General features: G+C 44.0%; 5 protein-coding genes. All 5 read right to left on the minus strand.

Going from position 1 to position 22806, the window contains the following annotated elements; translation table 11 throughout:
- The coding region (locus EAG18_RS20375; protein ID WP_125254198.1) for a non-ribosomal peptide synthetase at positions 1-6434 on the minus strand (6434 nt) is incomplete at its 3' end.
- Between the two features lie 2 nt (positions 6435-6436).
- Entirely contained in the window at positions 6437-8161 is a 1725-nt protein-coding gene (locus EAG18_RS20380; RefSeq protein WP_125254199.1) for an aminotransferase class III-fold pyridoxal phosphate-dependent enzyme, read from the minus strand.
- Positions 8162-18571, minus strand: a complete 10410-nt coding sequence (locus tag EAG18_RS20385; RefSeq protein ID WP_125254200.1) for an SDR family NAD(P)-dependent oxidoreductase — start codon at positions 18569-18571, stop codon at positions 8162-8164.
- Between the two features lie 851 nt (positions 18572-19422).
- Positions 19423-21858 carry an ABC transporter permease gene (locus EAG18_RS20395; RefSeq protein WP_125254201.1) on the minus strand — a complete coding sequence of 812 codons (2436 nt, stop codon included), beginning with the start codon at positions 21856-21858 and terminating at the stop codon, positions 19423-19425.
- On the minus strand, positions 21855-22592 hold the full coding sequence (locus EAG18_RS20400) for an ABC transporter ATP-binding protein (RefSeq protein ID WP_125254202.1): 738 nt from the start codon (positions 22590-22592) through the stop codon (positions 21855-21857). Before EAG18_RS20400 ends, EAG18_RS20395 begins: the two co-directional genes overlap by 4 nt.
- Positions 22593-22806: the final 214 nt, after the last annotated feature.

Raw genomic sequence — 22806 nt, forward strand, 5'->3', positions numbered from 1 at the left:
TTGCGCATTTCTTGATTGTCATAGTGACTCACGTCATACAACTCAAAGTCTAGTACCACTTGCTCTTGTACTTGCTGAACAGCTTTTCCTTCTACACTTGGGAAAGTCGTACGTAAACTGGCGTGCCTTGCAACTAACTGCTCAAGTGCAGAGGTTAAATGCGTTAGGTCGATCGTGCCGTTCATCGTAACGGCACAAGGTATGTTGTATTGTGCGGTTTGCGCGGTCAATTGTTCCACAAACCAAATTCTTTCTTGGGCATAGCTCAATGGCAACACCTCATGTTCTCGCGCTGGGATCGTCATCAAAGCTGGTTGTTGAGCACCTTGCTGCTGGGCAAGGTGGGCAATTAAGTGGTCAAATTGAGATTGTTCAAACAATAACTTCAAAGATAGATCTTTGTGAAACTCGGCACGAAGGTGCGATAATAGCTGCGTTGCTAAGAGCGAGTTGCCACCTAAATCAAAAAAATCTGCACGGTCAGAAATCAGCGACTCGTCTAGCTCAAGCAATTGCGCCCATATTGTTCTTGTTTTTGCGGCAATGGTTGATACTTCAGCCTGATCAAGGTCGTTTATATTAGTGACTATCGGTTGCACTTGTGGCTTCTCGCCTTGAGGTTTAGCGTTCGCGCCTGCAAGCGCTGATAACGCTTTTTTGTCGACTTTACCGTTATGCGTGAGGGGCACTTCGTCAATTTTTATAAATAGACTTGGAACCATGTAATCTGGTAATGCGTCCGCAAGATACTCCTTCAATAGCTCATCTACTTTGGCGCTATATGCGCCAGCTGCAACAAAACACGCTAAGATCTTTTTACTGTGTCCCTCCCCAGTGGCAACAATAAATGCTTCTTGCACCATGGGGTGTTGATTTAATAACGACTCTATCTCACCAAGCTCAATCCGGTATCCTCTTATTTTGACCTGATCATCAACTCGACCGATAAACTCAACCTCACCATCTGGTAAGCTACGCACCAAATCACCAGAGCGATATAATCTAGCCTGACTTAATGTCGGTATCGTGACAAATTTTTGTGCAGTTAATGTTGGGTTATTTACATAACCTCGACCAACACCTGCGCCACCAATTAGTAGCTCACCCACCTCTCCTTCTGCCGCAAGCTCATCACCTTGTTTGACTACGAAAGTTGTGGTGCCGGTTATGGCCTTGCCGATTGAACCAGGAGTATTATTAGGCATAACCACGCCAGAAGTGGCTACTACGGTTGTTTCGGTTGGCCCATAGTTATTAACGAGCGTGAATTGATGTTGCTGGGTATCGCTACACGTTAGCTTATCTCCGCCTGTCAGTAAGTATTTTAGTTTTGTACCTTCAAGGTCAACCAAGCTCAGTAGGTTTTGTAAAATCGGCGTCACCAAAAAGCAATGGCTTACCGATTGTGCCGTCAAATATTGTTGAAAAGCACTACTATCCAAAAGCAGTTGCTTATCAACCACATGAATACTTGCACCAGCACATAAATAAGGCCAAATTTCCCAGACAGAAGCATCAAATGCAATATTCGCAGTCTGAGTCGCTATGGTATCGCTATCTACTGCAAAGGCCTCACAATGCCACTCACACAGTGCCGATAAGTTGCGATGTTCTATCATGACTCCTTTCGGACGTCCTGTAGATCCAGAGGTGTAAATAACATAGGCTAGTTGCTGCTCGTTCACACTGCTTTGCAACTGAGCGTTTTCTGTATTTAGTTTTGCAATCGCGTCTTTAATAGCAACGCAACGGTTTGATATATCAACGACTGCCGTTTTTCCTGCGGATAGTGTTTGCAAGCGTGCGAGATACTTAGATTCAGTCAAAATAAGTGCTAAATCACAATCCTCTAGCATGTAGCTCAGTCTCTCCTCGGGGAGGTCTGGATCTAATGAAACATAGGCTCCTCCGGCCATGAGAATGGCCAGCATGGCGATAAACATATCAATTGAACGATCAATACTAACACCAACCCGAGCCTCTCCACTCACCCCTTGCGATTGCAGATAAATAGCAAGTGCACGGCTTTGTTGTAGCAATTCTGCGTACGTAATACTTTCATTATTGTGTATCACCGCGACTTTATTCGGAACCTGTTTTGCCTGCTGCATTACCTGCTCATGTACACATTGGGCACTTTGGGCTGCGTTCACACCAGGCGCACTTTTGGCTGTCGGTACAAGATCTACAGGTTTGTCATCATCCCAGCGCAGATCTTTTACACTATCATTATCACCATCCAAAATGGCAACAAGCAATTTATAGTACCTTTCCATTAGCTGTGACATGTTGGTGTCTGCATATACGGATGGGTTGAACTTAAGTAACAAGTCAAAGTTATCGGGTACCTCAGATACTTCAAGTAATAGGTCAAAATCGCCCTCTTGCGTCACCGCATCAATTGCTGAAATATTGTGCGCCTGCAACACCTCAGCGTTAAACGCATCCATATCAATAAAGTCTTGATAAGCGTATGCAACCTGGAATACTGGGTTTTTACTTTCCTTATCGGCCTGGTTTTCTATCATCGCAGGGAATGGGAAGCTTGAGTAACATAAGCCATCAAACATCACAGACTGAACTCGTTGCAGATAATCTTGGATCAGCATATTTGGCTTACAGGTGCTTCTAATTGGCACCATATTGACAAAGTACCCAACCTCTTCCATAAATCGTTGGTCAACGCGACCCATCACCGGCATCCCAACGATCAGGTCACTTTGTTGACAATATTTGTGTAATACGATTTTAAATACAGCTAAGAAGAACGATGATAATTGCAGGTTATGCTTATCACAGTATTGGTTGACGCGATGTGCTACTTGCTTATCGACGCCACGCTGAAGCGTTTTCCCTTGAAAGCTTACTGATTTATCTGCGGATGCTTGTTGTGGTAGCAGCTCAAACTCAGGTAAAGGTTCGGACAGTTGCTGCTGCCAATATTCACGCATCGCCACCCCCTCTTCGCTTTTGAGCATATCACTTTCCCACTGCACGAAGTGCTTATATCCCAATGACGGAGTAATATCGGCAACATTACCACTGTCTACCTGCTGATAATGATCAAATAAAGCGCGCATCAAAATCATCGATGAGATACCGTCACAGATAATGTGATGAACGGTAAACAAGACCACCACCCCACGATCACCGTCAATAAACACATCAAAACGGGTGAGTGGGCCTTTTTCTATGTCAAAGGGAAGTTTGGCATGCGCTTGCAAAAATTCGATTTTATCCGCTTGTGTTTGCCATGATTTATAGTGATACGAAATAGGCGTTGGTGCCTGATTGGCGAAACTATGAACCAGTGCTTTGTTCTCATTAGTAATGCGTGTCGTGAGAATAGGGTATTGAGCCTGAACTCTTTGCCAAGCCTTTTCTAAGGCCTGTAGGTTCAAGCTTTTATCTGCTTGAAAGCACATGGGAATATTATATGCTCCCATGTCTGGATATAAGCTTTGCAGTACAAATAAGCCTTTTTCTCCAACGGATAAACCGAAACTATCCGTGAGTGTACCGCTCTGTTGAGTATCCTCAGCGCTAAGCTCTACGCTTTCACTGTAGGGGACATCTTCAACCACCAGTAACTGCGTTTTAGTAGAAAAGTTATCAACCAAAAACGCCGACAACTTCTCAATATTAAAATACTGGAAAACAATACTAGGCGAGAGCTTTTCTCTTAGCAGGCGATTTAGACTTTGAATAAGATTAGCAATACCAAGAGAGCTCATCCCAAGGGTTAAAAAGTCAATTTCTTTATCAATTGTCGTCACTGCAACTTGGGTATGTGAAGCAACTTGCTGCTGCAAAAACATCGATACTTTTTCACTGTCACCAAGGGAGCGTTGAATATCTACGTCACTTTCAGCCAGTGAGAATCGCCATAGTTGTATATATTTATCAGACTCTAACACTTGATTTGACGTAGTGTCATCGCGCAGCGCTGTCGCGTGCTCATGCTGCACCTTTAATGGCTCACTTTGAGTATACCAACATTTTACTTTAGCGAATGGATATAACGGTAACGCTATCGCACTGGCAGGCACACCTTGCCATAGCTGCTGCCAGTTAATTTCAACTCCACTGAGCCAATACAACGCAATACTTTGCCAGTTGCGCTGGTTTAAGCACACGCTTACTTGCTGAGGAGAAATATCAGACGCTAACATCTTAGTTAAGTGGTTATCACTCACTTGCGTGACTTCAGCGTAGTAAATGCCCTTTGCGGTGAGTTTCTCAACGCCCTGCAATCCTTTGTCATCAAGCAAAGAGAGCTTATTATGCAGCTCCGCAACCGAGCTGACTTGAATAGCCAAGCGACAATTCATTAACTCACGACCAGTTTGCAAGGTGTAAATCAAGTCATTCAAGACACTTGGTTTATCTTGTAACTCGCCGACATAGTCTTTCATGGAGTGAATATAGCGCGTTAGTGCGGCGGTATCTTTTGCAGATAAAATAAATAGCTGAGTACCTTGAGCAACTTCATCTCGTTCGATACTTGGAAGAGTATACTCTTCCATACCAATGTGAATATTCACTCCACTATCGGCAAACGAGTTTACCCCAGCGCGAATTGGGCTATTATCATCTTTGCGAATACGCTCGAATGGGATTTCTTGATCCGCGATATACAGTGGGTGGTTGTTGCTCTCAACATCAATAAAGTCACTGGTGGTATTTTTTGTTAACGTCGCAGGGAATTTTTTATGATACAAAGACAATGCAACCTTAATGACACTGGCGATACCACTGGCAGGCTCCAAGTGGCCAATATTGCCTTTGACACTGCCAAGTGCGCAGGACTTACTGACTTCACCCCCCGTAGACAGCGCATTTTTAATTCCTTCAAACTCGAACGAATCTCCCCACTTTGTTGAGTAGCCATCGACTTCAATATAGTTTAATGCGCTGACTGGCATCCCAGCTTTGCGATAGCAATCTTCTATCAGTTTTGTGATAGCTTCATGCTTTATCTCGGAGATAAAGTGCGCATTGCCTCGGTTATTTTGGTGACACTGATGGATCACGCTGTAAATTTTATCATTATCGCGTTGTGCATCAGCCACACGCTTGAGTACCAGCACCCCAACACCTTCACCACGTGTAAAACCATCCGCAGCTTTATCAAACACACCACAAGTGCCTGTAGGCGATAACATTTCATACTGGCTGCCAATAACAAAGTCATCGGCGAACAAGTTCAGACACACACCGCCTACAATCCCAAGGTCAGACTCATGGTTGAGTAGACTATAGTATGCCCGATTAATCGCCACAGCAGAGGAGGCGCAATTAATATTAAAGGTCTCACTCGGGCCACAAAAATCAAACACAAACGACAATCGATTGGCCAAATAATATGACTGACTCGATGAGTTAAATGCTAAGCCTTCTGGTAAATTGTCAAAGCTTCTGAGGTAGTGCTCATATTCATTGTATTCATGGCCCACAAAAATACCCGTATTACTTCCTTGTAAGGTTGATATATCAATACTGGCATCTTGAATGGCATGGTAGACCTGCTCCATCATAAGGCGCTCTTGCGGATCAATTAGCTCTGCCTCTCCTTTTGAAAAGCCAAAGAAGTCATGATCAAAAGCATCAAAATCGGCAATTTGTGCCCCCCATTTGGTCACTGATTTACCCGCACCACCTTGCTGTTGGTAATACGTTTGCCAATCCCATCTCTCTGTGTTTACCTCCGAAATGCTGACTTTCTGGCTGAGTAAGTTGTGCCAAAATGAATCAATATCAGGTGCATCAGCAAAGCGACAGCTCAACCCTACAATAGCGACTTTATTTTTTGAACTCTGTTCAATGTCACTATTTTGTGATTGTTTTTGTGAGTAGTGTTGCTCCAATACCTCTCGATATTCCGATGCCAGTACCGTGGTCACCGCTTCTTCATTTTCGAACTGACGGTGGGTTAAATCTATTCCGTAATTTGCCAGAATAATATCTAATAATTTCGCCACTTCAGCTGAATTAACCTGCTCCGCCTTTTTCGGTCTTGATTTTACCCGCGATGATTTACGGGTACGAGCTCGCTCACTCAGCCCCTGAGTAGGGGCTGGGATTTGCTCCGCTTCCACAATCGTGTCAGTGTCGCTCGAATTTGCCAGTACTGGTGTTGCTGCAACTTTACTTTCAAGTTTTTGCTCTGTGGGAGCAGGCTTGCTACTGGCAACAACTTTATCAATTAACATTGCCAATTCAAGTACGGTATTCACTTCAATAAACTGTGCTGGATTTAACGAAATAGAAAATTCTTCTGTTAGGTTAGAAATAAGCTCAAGGGTAATGATTGAATCCATACCGAAGCTTTCTAATTCTGCATCAAAATCTAGTCTGTCTTTCGGAAGCTTTAATGTTGACTCAACAATTTGTCCAACTTTTTCTAGTACTAATTGGTCTACGGTAGTGGTCACGACTAGCACTCCTCTTGCTGTAATTTTTTCAGGTCGGCGTTAAGCAAGGTCTGCCAATCATGTGTACTTGGCGTCGCCTCCGGTGTTGCGACTGCAACGTTGGCAGGCTTAGGCTTGGCCTGTTGCGTAGTTTCCTGAGCTTGGTGCTGTTCACGCTGTTCTTTTTTGAAGAAGTTATTATCAATCAAGCGTGACATGCTGGTCTTCACTGCGCGGATAACATCTTCTATATCCTGCTCAGTATGTGCCATGGTTAAAAAGCAATTCCCTTGAATATTAGTTTCTACACCATTCATTCTTAATAAGATGAAAAACAGTGCTTCAGTGATCCCCCAGTAGCTATCTACAAACCTAAACCTAAACAGTGAGCCAAAGTAATCGATCACAACGGGCAGTCCTTTAGATCTAAAAAACTGATTAAGTTGTTGCGCCAAATAGGCTGTTCTGTCATTTAAGATAGTATGAATACAAGACCCATTACTACACCCTTCATCACTTGAGCATTGTTTATCCAGCTCGGTCAGCACGGCATGAGCCGCTGCAATTTTTAACGGATTTTGAGTATGCGTGCCAGCCATACCTGTACGTTTAGATTTTGGCATAGAGCCATCGTCCAAGTCCCAAGTACCACCATCCACTAGGTCTAAATATTTTGCAGAGCCGGCAATAACCCCCGTTGGTAACCCTCCTCCGGGGATTTTTCCGTAAGTCGCTATATCAGCTTTGATACCAAAATAACCTTGTGCACCACGTTTTCCTACCCTAAACCCGGTGATCATTTCATCAAARATAAGGGGAATATCTTGCTCTAAAGTCAATGTACGCAACGCCTTAAGAAACTGCGTTGGCTTAATATAAGGGTGCCTTGATTGTACTGGCTCCACTAAAACGCATGCGATTTCATCAGCGCGTTGCTCAATGATTTTTAGTTGCTCCGCAGAGCCGTAGTCGAGCACAATCAACTGATCCGCATACTCTTGTAACATGCCAGGCCCTACGGCAAGACTGTTACCTTGTAAATCAGCCATCGCGGTCACTGCATCAGAAAGCCCATGGTAAGCGCCATCAAAAATCACCACCTTTTTCTTTTGCGTTGCTGCGCGCGCGATGCGCACCGCAAACATCACCGCTTCGGTGCCAGACTGTGTAAATAGCACCCTTTCATGACCAGTCATTTTGCTAAATAGCTCACATGTTTCAAAGATCATATTGGAATAGCCCGCCAGAGGGATCCCCTGATCTAAACTGGCTTTTACCGCATCAACAATAGGTGCATATTTATGACCAAAGATATTAACGCCCATGTCCCCTGAAATGTCGATGTATTGGTTCCCGTCAATATCACGTACATACGCCCCTTCTGCACTTTTGTAGGTAATTTGGAAGTGCATTTTCTTCAAGTCTTTAATTAAATGAAACGGCCGACGCTGGTCAACAAAATGTACTTGATGCTTACCTATGTTCTTTTTCGACTGTGGCACAAATGCCTCATACTCTTGCGTCAGTTCACTAATAAATTGACGGTGTGCCGCAGATAGCTCACGCTGATCTATCGCAGCTAGCTTATCTTCGGTCAGTAAGTTTTGCTCAATCAAGCTGGACTTTAGCTGGTTTAATAGTTGAGTTTTGTTTGCATCTGACAACTTTTCAAATTGTGCAAGTGCTGCTTGTTTATCAATATTCTTAGATAAAATGCTTGTTATAAATTCTTGTGTTGCAACTGACATTTAAAATTCCTCCATCAACGCTTGCGCTAAAAGCTGCTCAAATTGCGCTTCATGCTCTTGGTGTTTACTACTAACAAGTTTGTCTTTATCACTGCTGTAAAACACCTCAAGTAAAGATATAAACTCATCAGCTTGATCACTTGTATCATCTGTTTTTGTGGCTAGTTCGAACGTCACACCTCGTAAAGTCGTAATGACTTTACCCATCTCATTCGTGAGATCGATATCCAGTTTGACGACATCATTGTTTTGATACGCTTTTGAGTAACGTATCCAGGCATATATATTCTCAGGCATCGCTGCATGCACATGTACTGTTTCAACCTTAATGGGTTGGTTAGCACTTTGTTTGTTAAAACCACAGCTTAGGCCTATCGCAGCGGTTAATACTGGTTCTAATAGTGCGGGGTGAAGTACAAAGTCAGACCCCGCGTTGACCAGCTTATCCGATAGCTTCAGGCCAATCAGCAGCGCTGTGCTATCCGCTTTAACCTGCGTTACATCACATGTGTCACTCGAGATATAATCTTGTACTGTTTGCTCGAATAACCCATTGGCTGCGATGTTTTGACTAATATGGGCTAAATCAATCACGGTATCTGCTTGCGCGGCGAGCCCCTCAACACTTGCTTGAAATAGTATTTCTTCTTGCGAACCGAGTACTTCAACCTCAATAACGCCTTCATCTTCTTGCTCATATACTGCAATAGACACAGGCTGCGTGACATCAAAGATTGTTGACGGCGACCATACCAAATCGTCCAGCACGTAGTGGCCGCCCAGCTCTTGTGGTGCTACAGCAAGCGTATGTGCAACACGCGCCATTTCAAAGAAGCTCGCGACACCCAGTTGGTGCGTTGAAGTAGCGCCATCAGCACCCGCTGCGATAAAGAACTCATCGCCAGTAAAGCGTGATTGATATGATTGCTGCGCCAATGTTGATGTATTTTCATGCACCAACGGATGCAGTTGTACGACCTTCGATGTAGCCTGCGTCTCATCGTTCAGTGCAGGTGTTGGTACATCAAACCAGCAACGCTGACGCTCAAATGGGTAAGTTGGTAAGCTGACGCGAGTAGGCTTGCCAGTATGGTATAACCTTTGCCAATCAAGCTCATGCCCATTTACCCATGCCGCTACTAACTCATCTAGGTTGTTATCATCAAACCAATGGGCGATAGTTTCTGGCGCAATGTCAGCACGCTCACTTCCCTTGGTCGTTGGGCTTTGATAAATATCTGGTGTTGTTTGCTCAGCAATATACGCATTCAGCTTAGTTTTCACTTCTGCAATGGAGCTGGCTACAAAGCCGATACGATCTTTCATCGCATCCCTACCCACTTGCAGTGTGTACGCAAAATCAGCCAAGCTCACCGGAGTTTCTTCTAAATGCGTTAGCATCAACTGTGCATACACTTTTAACCGCTCTGTACTCTTTGCCGATAGTACGATTGGCATCGCTTCATCACGCATACTTACCGTTGGCGTTGCAGTGTATTCTTCTAGCACCACGTGAACATTCGCGCCACCAAAACCAAATGAACTAATACCCGCTCGACGTGGATAAGCATTACCTTGTGGATCCCTGACAGGCTCCCAATCATGGGTTTTATCTGCCATATAAAACGGCGTTCCCTTTAAGTCGATATAAGGGTTTTGCTTTTCAAAATGCAATAAAGCTGGAATTTGCTTATGCTTCATTGACATCAACACTTTTAGGATCCCTGCAATCCCTGCCGAGGTTTCCAAGTGGCCAATATTTGACTTAGCTGATGTTAGCGCAATATGTGGCACTTCTGCTTTAGGCTTATTGTGTTGCTTGTAAAGCACAGAAAACGCTTTTTTCATCGACTGAATTTCTATTGGATCACCAAGGCTGGTACCGGTACCGTGACACTCAATAAAGCCCACTGTTGTTGGATCTATTTTAGCCTTTTCATACGCTTCAATAAGTAGATCGGCTTGTGCATTCGGATTAGGCGCAGTCAACATGGTGGCTTTACCACCATGGTTTTCAGCGGTGGCTTTTACCACGGCATAAATGTGGTTACCTTCCTCAACCGCTTTAGAAAGTGGTTTGATAAGAATCGCACCAGATCCTTCACCACGGACATAACCATCAGCTCGCTCATCAAAAGTCTTACAACGACCGTCGCTTGCAAGCATACCTGCCGCACCAAAAGAAATATGGGCAGCTGGCGTAAGCATGACTTGCACACCACCGACAATAGCCATGTCGCAGCTGCCTGTGTGAATTGACTCTATAGCACGATGTAATGCAACCAATGAGCTTGAACACGCAGTATCTAGTGGTGCACTTGGCCCATGTAAATCCAATAGGAAAGAAACTCGGTTAGCCAGTACCGCATGAGAGGTGCCAGAAGCCGAATAGCCATTTAGCTCAACATCTTGCGCTCCCATCAAATCAATATAATCTCGCGTTGCAGCACCCACAAATAAACCGGTTTTAGAGCCTGCTAAGTCCGACACCTTGTGTCCGGCATCTTCAATGGTACTCCACACGGTTTCCAAGAAAATACGCTGCTGTGGATCCATCATTTCAGCTTCTCGTGGTGAAATTCCCCAAAATAATGGATCAAACTTATCGACTTCGCGCATAAACCCGCCCCACTTGGACAGGGTTTTATTTTCTTCTTTAAGCGGATCGCCATAGTATTCTTGCCAATCCCAGCGGTCTTCAGGAATTAGCGTCACCATGTTATTTTCTGAATCTCGCAGTTTTTCCCAATACTCTTTTAGGTTATCCGATTGTGGCATGGTGCCACTGGCACCAACAATCGCAATTGGCATATCAATAAAACGGTTTTCAAATGAGAACGAACTCGGCGCGGCTTGAGCTGGAGTTGCGGAGTCAGGAGTCCACCCTTTATTGGTGATCACCGCAGCGGCATGCTCATTGACTTGCTCGTTTGCAGTTTCAACTTGAACAGCCCCAGCGCCTTGCGAGCCTTGGTGAACTTGCGCGACTGACTCTATATGCTCGTCAACCAAATGCGCACTGATCTCACGTAGGCTCGGATATTCAAAGAACAGAACCGGTGTTGCATCAGTACCATAAATATCATTGATTGCGTTTGCAAAAGTCGATAATCCAATCGAGTCAAATCCTAAGTCCATTAAGATTGAATCCAAGTCAATATCTGCTTTGTCTAGCTTCAAGAAGTCCATGACAATATCAGACAACTGCTGCTGTACTTGGGTCGTTAATTCATCATCTTGGACGGATGAACTTGCTGTATTATCCGTCGCCGAAAGAGGCGTTTCTTGCGCCACAGGCTCAACAGCTTCGGTCAGCCCCCACGCCCGCTCGATTTTTTCTTGATCCCCTTCAATAATGGCAAATCTGGCTTTATCTGTATTTAACCCTTGAACAAAAGCTTGGATCCCAACTTGGGTTTCAAGTGGACTGATCCCCAAGTTTTGCTTAAAGAAATGGGCGGTTTGCTCATCAAGCTGCATACCTCCTTCAGCCCATATAGACCAGTTAATACTGAGCGAGCGACCACTACGCTCACCTTGAGATACTAACTGTGCACGGCCTTGGGCAAATGCGTCCATAAAGTGGTTGGCATAAGCATAATCACTCTGTCCGGCATTACCCGCAAGGGCTGCAAGTGAAGAGAATAAGACAAAGAAATCAAGGTCTAAGTCCTTCGTCACTTGATCTAAGTGTGTGGTACCGAAGACTTTTGCTGCAAAAACATCATCTAAATCTTTGGCTGATTTATTACGTACATAAGCATCTCTCAACACACCCGCACTATGAATTACACCATTTAGTGAGCCAAAGGCTTGTTGTGACTCAGTCACCACCCGAGCGACTTCCGCATATTGAGAAATATCTGCGGCAATATAAATTGCGTCACCACCAAGATCCTTCAACTTAGCTAGCTTTTCAGATTGCGCGTCGGAAAGTGGTGAGCGGCCAGTCAGTACCAACCGAGCTTTGAACTCTTTGGCAAGAAATTCAGCAAAAATAAAGCCTAATCCACCAGCGCCCCCCGTAATTAGATACACTCCCTGCTCTTTGATAGCGGCATTGTCAGCATCTGGTCGCAGCAACGCCTCACTCATATCAAAGTGAGTGATTTTACGAACTAACCTCTGACCATTGCTATAACGGACGGTATTGGACTTACGCGCATTCGACTCTGACAATAGAATATTGGCAAGCGAGGTAAACTGCGAAGCGGTAGACTCCACCTCTAACACGGTACAAACTAATTTCGGATTTTCTGCCACAAAAATATTTAAAAATCCGCTGATCGCATCGTTGTGTGGCTGTACTTTATCTTGTTCAAATAGTGAAAGGTGGGTAATTTGACATCCCATCTTCGCGAGTGCAACTTCCTTACAAACAAATAAGAAAGAATACACTCCAAGCTGCAACGCTTGGCGAAGCGCGGTGTCATCACCATTACCCACAACGTTATCGGTATTGTCACAAGACCACGCAAATACCAGGTGGGTAATATCCGCTCCCGTGTTTGACAACTGCGCAAACACTTGGCTGATATCAGCCTCTGAGCCTGGGCTTACGGTATAAGTATGCGCATCTTCTTGTGTAAACGAAGTGCCGGGTTTGACCAAAATCACTGATGATGACGCACCATTTTGTTCACGATAGGCTTCTCGTAACCCTTCATCACAGGCAAACAATAACACAGTGCCTGAAACTGACTGTTGCTCTGTTTGCGCTTGCTCTGTTGTGAGCCACGTTGTTTCATAATGCAGCTGTTCAAAACCGTGCGCTGCTGAGCTTGGCTTTTCATGTACCTCAGTCAACGGAACGCCAACCGAATCTCGAATTTTAACCAGTACCTTACCTTGCTCATCCACAATGAAAACATTCTTTTTCGACAGCTTAGATTGCTTACCTGGATTTGCCTCTACCACATAGCTGTAACATTGGCTGGTAATTGGGTGCAGGATCTCAACTTCACCCAATGAGTATGGCACCACCATGCCGCCGCCAGCACCTTGACCCCCACCTAATTGCGCCCCCATTAGCGCTTGGAATGAGCCATCTACCAATGAGGGGTGTAAGACATAATCGGCTTTGTTGCTGTTCGCTATCTCTGGTAGTGACAGCTGGCCAAGCACTTCTCCCTCACTCTTATAAACGGTTTGTAGAGTTTGGAAACTCGGCCCTAGGTGCAATCCCAGTGATTTAAATAACGGATATGCTTGCTCAGCGTTGACCACTTCAACACACCGCTCACGGATTGTCTCTATATCAATGTATTCATCTTGTTGCTGTGTTTGTGGATCGAAGTTAAGTCGCCCCTGAGAGTAAACTTGACGCGTTCCGTCTTCTTTGTCGCTATAAAATTCAAACTGAACTTCATGCCCTTTGGGGGTGAGTTCAACAAAGACTTCATTTGGAACCGATTGCTCCACGGTTAGTGGGCTAAGCCACACAATATTTTTGATCATGTTCACTGGACGGCCAACTGCCAGCTCACCCGCTTTGCGCGCAAAATCTAAATACGCAACTCCTGGCAACGTCGGAATATCAGAAACTAAATGGTCAAAAATAAAGAATTCTTTATCTGTAAATGTTTTCTTAAAGACCTGACGCTCAAAGGTTGACTCATTACTATCTATCATGGGGTGCAGAGCTGAGCTAGCAGACAGCTCACCACTGTGGATTGATTTCGTTGCTGGTACCCAATGACGTTTATCAGCAAAAGGGTAAGTCGGTAATGAAACCCGCTTACCATTAGGCAGGTGGTGACAAAGCTGCCAGTCGGCTAGAAAACCACGGGCCCAAAGCTGTGCTAACTTTTTATTGTTTTTATTTTGCACTACGGCTTGAATAACATCCTGTTTTTCAGCACCACTTAGTAGCTCACTCAACTCATCATTATTTTTAACGTTACCAACGATCACCTCTTCGTCAGGCTTGCCATCTACATAATGCTGCAGCTTGGCAATAAGCGTGCTGTGATCAGCGGCAATAACCGCAACCCGGTGCGCAAAATCACGTCGCCCAGTACGTAAAGTATGAGACATATTGATTAAATGATTCAGATCTCCCTGTAACGTTTGGTGACGTTGAAGGTGTGCGATCAGCCTTTTGGCCATCTCATGAAGCTGCGCTTCAGAGCGCGCCGATAAAGGGAATATAAGCGCTTGTTCTACAAGGTCTGCTTGCACTTTAGCGTCTACATATTGTTCAAGAATAACATGTGCATTTGACCCCCCAGCACCAAAAGAGCTTACACCAGCGCGCATTGGGTAAGTCTGACCTGCAATTGTTTTAGGTGTCCATGGACTTGCTGATTGCTGCACCATAAATGGGCTATCAGCAAAATCTATAAATTCATTCAGCTGTTTGGCATGTAAAGACGGAGCTAATTGCTCATGCTTCATTTGTAGTAATACTTTGCAAACCCCAACCAATCCTGCGGCAGCTTCTAAGTGACCAATATTAGTTTTAATAGAACCAATGGCACAGCTTTGTTTATCAACGTTATACTCTGCAAAAGCTTTATTTAATCCAGATATTTCAATCGGGTCGCCAAGCTCTGTTCCGGTTCCATGCGCTTCAATGAAGCCAATCGTGTTGGCATCAATATCTGCTTTTTTCAATGCCGCTAAAATAACATCGGCTTGTGCATTAGGGTTTGGCACAGAGTAACCACTGCTTTTACCACCATGGTTAACCGCAACCCCTTTTATTACCCCTTGAATGTTATCGCCATCCGCGATGGCTTGCTGTAGCTCTTTGATGTAGATGGCACCGACACCTTCACCTGCGACATACCCATTTGCACCTTGCCCAAAACTACGGCATACCCCATCTTCAGACAATGCACCTCCAGCCCAGCTCATTTGCTGCTTAGCAGCATGGAGATCTAAGTTGACTCCACCCACGATCGCTGAATCACATTCACGATTGTGAATGGCTTCACATGCTAAATGCAGTGCAGTCAAGCTTGCTGAACAGGCTGTGTCTACCGCCATACTCGGACCACTCAAGTTCATATAATATGAAACTCGGTTTGCAATGCTCCACAAAAAGGAATTAGTGATGATTTCTTCACCAAGCAAGCGCTCTTCTGCACCTAAGGTTTGATACATTGTCCAAACAGCACCAACAAAAACACCAACACGTCTAGGTTGATCTGCTGCACTGAGTATCTCAGGGTAATAGCCGGCATCCTCTAAAGCTTCCCACGCCACTTCCAAAAACAAACGCTCTTGTGGGTCCATCGATTCAGCTTCACGTGGCGCAATATTGAAAAAGACCGAGTCAAAGCGATCTACCGCATCGATGAAGCCACCACGGTACTTGCTGTAAGCACCATTATAACGTCGTGAATTGAAACGCTCGTCCGGTATCTCAGTAATAGAGTCTTCGCCCGCCAGTAAGTTTTGCCACAATTCATCTAAGTTGTTGGCACCAGGATAGCGCCCCGCCATCCCAATAACTGCAATATCTTTACCTGGCAATTTGGACTCCATAGGAGTATCAGCCTGGTGAGATTGCACCTTTGCACCTCGCGCCTGATTGTTCGTTTCGCTAGCACTCAACGGCACACTTGGCGCTTCATTCGCGCATTCCTTTTGCACCTCATCAGCCAATACTTCCTTCACAGTCTCCGCCTCCTGAGCATCTTGTGTACACGTGGTATTATGGTATTGCTTCACCGCGTAGCTACAATGAATATCACCGATCCCACTTTGCCCATCTTGCAGTGCCAGCTGCGGAATATCAGCAAATTCAGTCCACGCATTCACAATTAACTCAGCTACGGTAGCCGCGGCTTCATTGGTCATTCCGGCAGGAATCGCAATACGAACTAAGCCGTTAAGTGCACTATCTTTTTGCATGCCAACACTGTGTTCACCTGCACAGATACCTGTTTTGCTATACAGCCAAGCGATAAACGACGCTACCGGCTGTTCAAATGTGTTAAATGGTGCAATCTGCTTGGTGTCCACCAACACACAGTGTCCGCCTTCTGCGTGCGCGATAGGCAAGTTAGCATGCTTAAGCGTCTGGCTAATTTTAATTGCCTGAGATACACGCCTATCCACAAGTCCAACTATCTGTTCTTTGTGTGTCATCGCATGTGCAATTAGCTTTTTATCTAAGGCATCGACGCCCGAGCTATGCTGTTCGATAACTTGCTCGATAGCAGCGAATAAAGCAGGGTCTTTAACCGCAACAACGCCCCCTTTATCGACACAGAAGTTTTTACCCAGACTCATCGTGATGGCATCTGCCTGCTGCAACAACTGACGTACCACTTGCCATGTGTCAACACTTGCCAAGGTAGTGCTTCTTGCTTTAAGTAATAAAGCATTATCAACCACTCTTGTGGCATCTAGCACCAATGGTACTGAGTACTGTGATAACATCTGTTTGATGTGTGCTAAATGCTCAATGCTAACGGGGTGGCCACCCACCGCATTCGTACTTAACTCCATACAGACAAACGCAACTGGTTTATCGCTCGCTTTAAGTGCATTGTGTAGCGCATCAATATTTATTGCGCTGGTATTTTCATCGCTAACTGAAATCTTAAACGCACTGCTATGAGGTAACTCAACAGCACTCAAGCCATTGCCAATTTGGTTAAATAACCAAGTAGGGAATAGCAAGTTTTGTAACACCAGTCCTTTATTTGGCCACGCTTGGCATAATGCGTGTTCAGCCAGCTCTCCTGAATTAGTCAACGCAATATATGGCAGTGGAATGATGCTTTCTAGCACCCTTTTTATCTCTATTGGTTGTTGTAATTGACCGTGTAATCTTGCCATATAGTTTTTGATAAACGGATTACTCAGCTTCGCCCACGAATCCGTTTTTAAATCAAAACGTACTTTGTCTACAGGAATATTCAGCGGGTTGAAGCCGTTATCTTGTAGCGTAGTGAGATATTCGGTGCTATCACCGCTAAGCGTTGGGGCAACATTTAATTGAGGTTTAGCCTGCTCTTTATGCTTTGATACCGCTTTTTCAGGTGTTGCTGCTGTGTTATTTTCTGTATTGCCGAGTGCTTTTTCTGGATCTGCAATCATCATAATGATGTCGATAATATTGTTGGGATCACTGCCCTCTAGTGCACGGCATAAATATATGGTTTCGTTAACTGGCCTAAATTTATTTTTAAACTGCATATTACCTTCATCATTGAAGATTTTCAGTTCACGCAGTTCATCTAGTGCTTTATCTACTTGGGGGTCTGGATTATCTGAAGGTGCCAATTTACACCCATACGTTCCCCCTAGACTCAATAAATTACAGCCTTCTTTTACTAACAGTTTGATCATTTCAACAATGCCAAACTCTAAGCCGCCAAGCGGCATGTTCTTGGGATAAAATTCCAAGTCCATCAAATAGCCGTTATCCTCTGAGGCCATTGATGAGATCAGAATAACGTTTTGCAAGGTATCGTTCAGATACGTTAAAAATAGTCGATGGACAGGTGCTAAAGTACCCGAAAGAATTTCTTCTTTGACCTTATAAATTAATGGATTAACCATCGTCCTTTGTTCACACCATTGATCAATAATGTGGGCAATCTGAGTATCAGTTTGCGGGTCTGTACCGCACTGATATTCTTTGGTAAAGCAGTCACCGTTTTTGTTAAATTTTGAAACTTGGTATCGCAACCGGCGCATTGCACTGCCTTGCAGCGTAAATGATTGTAGATCCACAACCCGTTGCACGACACCAAAAGGAGTAGCTGAAAAAGGAATATCACCCACATTTTTGATGGCAATATCAGAGAACAAATTTAATTCTAGGGCATGATTTTGACAGTAGTCCCACAGCTCTTTTGTGAGTTCTTTCAGGTACTCAGGTTCACCGGTGTAGGCATAAACCAATAAAATGTTTTTTGCGCGACTAAAATTGAAATAGCCGCGATGCGATTTACCTATAAATAAGTAAGGTGCAATATTTCGGGTACCACGAGAAATCGACGTTTCGTTTTGAAACCGGGTCAATAGCGACTCAACAATCGCTTTGCATTGGGCATTTTTATCAAGATCTGTTTCAAGCAAGACGATACTTTCATGCGTCGGTATCACTGCCTCATTAGCTTGGCATGGCTCAGTGATAACACTTGGCGACGGTGTCGCATCACCGCCCAGTTCAGAAGCAAATTTAGTCGCTAATGTCCCTTGATGCTTCTTTATAAAGTAGCGTGATAGATCATCAATATTGAAGTTTTCAAACAACAGGGTCTTGGGTAATGCACCAAAATCAGATTCTAATTTTTTGATGATTTTTAGTACATGGAATGAGTTAACGCCCATTTCTGCAAAAGGGGTAAAAGAATCGAATTCTACGCCACCAACGTCTAACTCTTCAGAGATTAACGACTTAAGATATAACTCTGTTAATTCTTCTAATTTTACCTGGTCAATCATGTTATCTCTCTAGAAATTAAGAAAGAGCAAAACTCAACTATCTCGTTATTACAATTGAAGTAGCCTCATACCATCAATGCCATTTAGTCTTCATACTGACTCAATTTGAAGCAGTAAATTGGTATAAGTATCTTCTACTGAACGAGTTTCACTCAGAAATTATAAACTCACAAACTAACGAACGAAGCACAACCTGCTGAAAAATAAACCTATCTATAAGGGTTATGCGTTATTGCTAGCTGTCGAACGTTACCTACATAATTCATTTCAATCGCATTCATTTTCTAACCCACATCACTTTGACTTAATGCTTTAGTAACTTGGTGTACGCAATTGATAAAAGCCTTCATCCATACAAGTTGCACTTGCTGGAGTCTAGGGTTGTTAACCTGAATAACGAATAGTTAAGGTGAGCTGTGTAAAATCAGCACCCCTTTATACCAATACGCTTAATTCAGACTAATTGGCATTATCTAACTTTCAGATTAACTTACCGTTTAACATCGATGTGGTTCTCAATTTTAGAAAGGTAACCGAGCCCATATCGTTTCATAAAATTAACCTGAGGTTTGGATAAGGAATGTTCCAACTCATTATTGCTAAAGCACAACTTAATTTTTTCCTTGTCTAGCCAGAGAGTTTTAGGGAAAACACCGCTCCCGCGTCCTGCTCTCGCTAAGGTACCTACATCCTGTAGGCAAGGCGAATTTACGTACCAATAGCTGGCTATTGGAAGTGAATTCAACGCAGTTAGCACTAAAACTGGCTGCTAGAAAGGCATTAATTATCCGCAGCTCAGGTTAATAAAGCCTTATCAGTAGTCTTTGCTTACTTAATAAGGCTTATCTTATTTACTCGTACCGCAGTGCTTCGCTAGGTTCCATAGCGACTACACGTTTTGTTGGTACATAGGTTGCGAATAGTACCGCAGCGCTGATGATGAAAAGTATCACCACTGCGACAATGATTAGGTCAACCTCAGAGACACCTAACATTGAAGACATCGCAAATGCCATTAACACACCGACCACGAAGCCTGGGATCCCACCCCATAGTAATTGCTTCACTCCAGTCATTAAAAATTGTTTGGTCACGATCTTTTCCGTTGCTCCAAGCGCACGCTTGATACCTATTTCTTGGGTTTTCTGATTAATCGTATTGGCAACAACACCATAAATACCACTTGTTGCTAGGAACACAGCTGCGATACCAAACAAACCAAATACTGACGCGATAAACATCATGCCACTGGTATGGCGTGAAATCATTTCTTCATAAGACTCAACTCTAAATACAGGAATATCTGGGTCTATAGAGCTGACAGTTTGGCGCAGCGTATTCGTCACATCCGCACGAGCCGTGTTCATCGCCGCTGCAATCGTTAACTGCATGACTGGCGCTTGGCTCACAGGACGATATACTGATGGACGCTTACCTGACGATTCAAATGACGGCCCATGAATGGTGTGCTCGACGACACCAATAACATTTAACCACTCAATCTGCGCCCCATTACCATCATCATTGGCAATACGGATACGCTTTCCTAATGGAGACTGACCATCAAAGTAGCGCTTCACAAAGCTCTCTGTCACAATAACAGTGCTTTTATCTAATCCTTTATCTGCACTATTAAAGTGTCTTCCTTCAAGTAAGCGAACTTGTAATTTTTCTAGCCCATCTGTAGATATGCGCACATAGTTTGCTTGCGGGTAACGGTCTTTTCCTTGGCCTTGGTATTCCTTCCCTTGCACTGCAACTGGCGATGACTGGGCATACTCGCCAGGCAGTGCCGATGCTACAACAACATTACTCAAACGCGACTGCGCTTCTAGGTTTGACAATAATGTATTGGTGAACGCAACTTTATCTTGCTCGCTCGGGTAGCTGGTATTATTTAGCATTAGTTTTGCAGTCAGCGTATTGTCGACCTCAGCACCATAATCAGCTTGCGTTGCTTTATACATGCCTAATAGCATAGCGCATGATGCAATCAGTACAGCTAAAGACACAAATATTTCGCTGATAATAAGAAAACGGTTGAAGCGTCCAGCTTTACGACCCATCGCGCCACGAGTACCATCTCGTAAGATCTGGTTAAAATCTTCACCTGAATTTTTCCATGCAGGTAATAAACCTGTAACCGTAATCGTAAATACGATAAAAATAGAGAAAAGAGTTATGGTGTAAGCATCAATACCAAAATTCCACCAATATGGCGGCTGTCCTGCAAACAGATCATTAATCACCGATGCAGTTACATTCAATCCCCAGCTGATACCAATTAAGCCAATCAGTCCACCCAATACACAAATGATAACGCTCTCCCACACCATTTGAGCGATTAATCGAGCGCGAGGGGCGCCAAGGGCAACGCGGATTGCGGTTTCTTTTCCACGCTCAATTGCACGGGATAAAAATAGGTTGCCAACATTCACAGATGCAAGCACCAAAATCAGGATAGCGACGATATGCGCGGAATAAATAATACCAACAGTATCACCTTGGCTCGCCATAGGGATCGCTGCAACATAAGCAGACAGTCCTTTGTTGGTCTCAGGGTAACGCTCAGCAATGCGCTGCATAATGACATCAAGCTGATGATTTACAACCTCCGGTGACACATTCGCTTTTACATGTGTTACCGCAATCACCTGACTTTGCTCTGTGCGGTTATCAGAGGTTGTGCTTTCTCTTAATGGCACCCACAACTCGGTATTAGATGGAAACAGGTAGCCTTGCGGCATTACCCCAATAATGCGGTGACTGTCACCATTGATACGCACCATTTGATCAATCACATTAGGCGAACCTGCAAATTGGTTCTGCCACAAGCTGTAGCCAATTACCGCGACCTTCTCAGCACCCTGTCTGTTTTCTGCGGCACTAAAACTGCGACCTAGAATAGGCGTCACACGCGTGAGATCAAATATATTCGAATCCGCAAAGACACCGCTGAGTCGACGCGCTCCTTCTCTAACCGTTACATTAAAGTTTGATACACGATATGCACTAAACTCGGTCAGATCGGTGAGGTTACGTTTAATCTCTAAGTAATCAGCATAATATAAGGGGCTACCATCTTGCAGGCCATTATGTGAGGCGCTTAGCTGCAATAGTGTTTCACTATCTTTAAATGGTAAATCCTTGAATACCATAGTATTAAAGAACGAGAATAAATATACACACAGTCCGATACCTGATGCCATTACGATTGTTGTCAAAGCAGCAAAGCTGGCTTTCTTTGACAACAACCTAAAGGCATATTTTAAGTCTTCTATAATCATGATGTTACGCTCTCTTCACCGACTAGAGCCCTAGTATCAATATCAGAAACTCGTCTATCTGCTACCACTCGACCATCTAGTACTTCAATGATGCGGTCAGCTTTCGATGCAGAACGCGGGTCATGCGTTACCATACAAATCGTTGTGCCTTCAGCATTGAGCTTATCGAGTAACTCCATTACCGACTCTGCATTTTTTGAGTCTAAGTTACCGGTTGGCTCATCCGCTAAGATTACCGATGGGTTACCAGCTATTGCACGGGCAATCGCGACTCGCTGCTGCTGACCGCCTGAAAGCTGTGATGGGAAGTGACTATTGCGATGAGACATGTTGACCTTTTCTAATGCTTCTTCTGCCAATTTCCTTCTTTGTGTTTTGTCTAAATCAGTGCGGTAGGTCAAAGGTAGTTCAACATTTTCAAGTACAGACAGATCGCTAATTAGATTGAAAGACTGAAAGATAAATCCGATTTCTTTATTGCGAATTTTCGCTCTTTGCTCCTTGGAAATATCCGTAACGTTATGGCCAGCTAATGTGTAACTACCACCAGTCGGCACATCTAGTAATCCTAACAATGACAGCAAAGTTGATTTTCCACACCCAGAAGGGCCAGAAATAGAAATATATTCACCCTTACTAATCGAAAAAGAGACACCACTTAATGCGTATGTTTCAACATCTTCAGTGTGAAAAACCTTTTCTAGGTTTTTTAAATCTATCAAAATATTACTCATTATTATTACCTTATTTTGCGCTATTCCATTGCCTTCGCACAGGTGGTGAAATAGCGTATTGTTATTATGATTCTTCTGTTTGGCTTCAAATAAACTCATTGTTGCTATATCAATTTGTGTTCGTACGACCTCACTTTGAAGGAGTAAGTCTGACCCTAACCGCGCTAAAAATTTCTAATTTAGAACAACTAAATCGTAAAATTTCTGCCCGGTT

It is taken from the genome of Pseudoalteromonas sp. J010 (genome assembly GCF_003934235.1).
GTDB lineage: Bacteria > Pseudomonadota > Gammaproteobacteria > Enterobacterales > Alteromonadaceae > Pseudoalteromonas > Pseudoalteromonas peptidolytica.

Bases quoted from the DNA above. Each gene is read 5' to 3' on its own strand.
- EAG18_RS20385 (WP_125254200.1), bottom strand. From the start codon at position 18,571: ATGATTGACCAGGTAAAATTAGAAGAATTAACAGAGTTATATCTTAAG.
- EAG18_RS20395 (WP_125254201.1), bottom strand. From the start codon at position 21,858: ATGATTATAGAAGACTTAAAATATGCCTTTAGGTTGTTGTCAAAGAAA.
- EAG18_RS20400 (WP_125254202.1), bottom strand. From the start codon at position 22,592: ATGAGTAATATTTTGATAGATTTAAAAAACCTAGAAAAGGTTTTTCAC.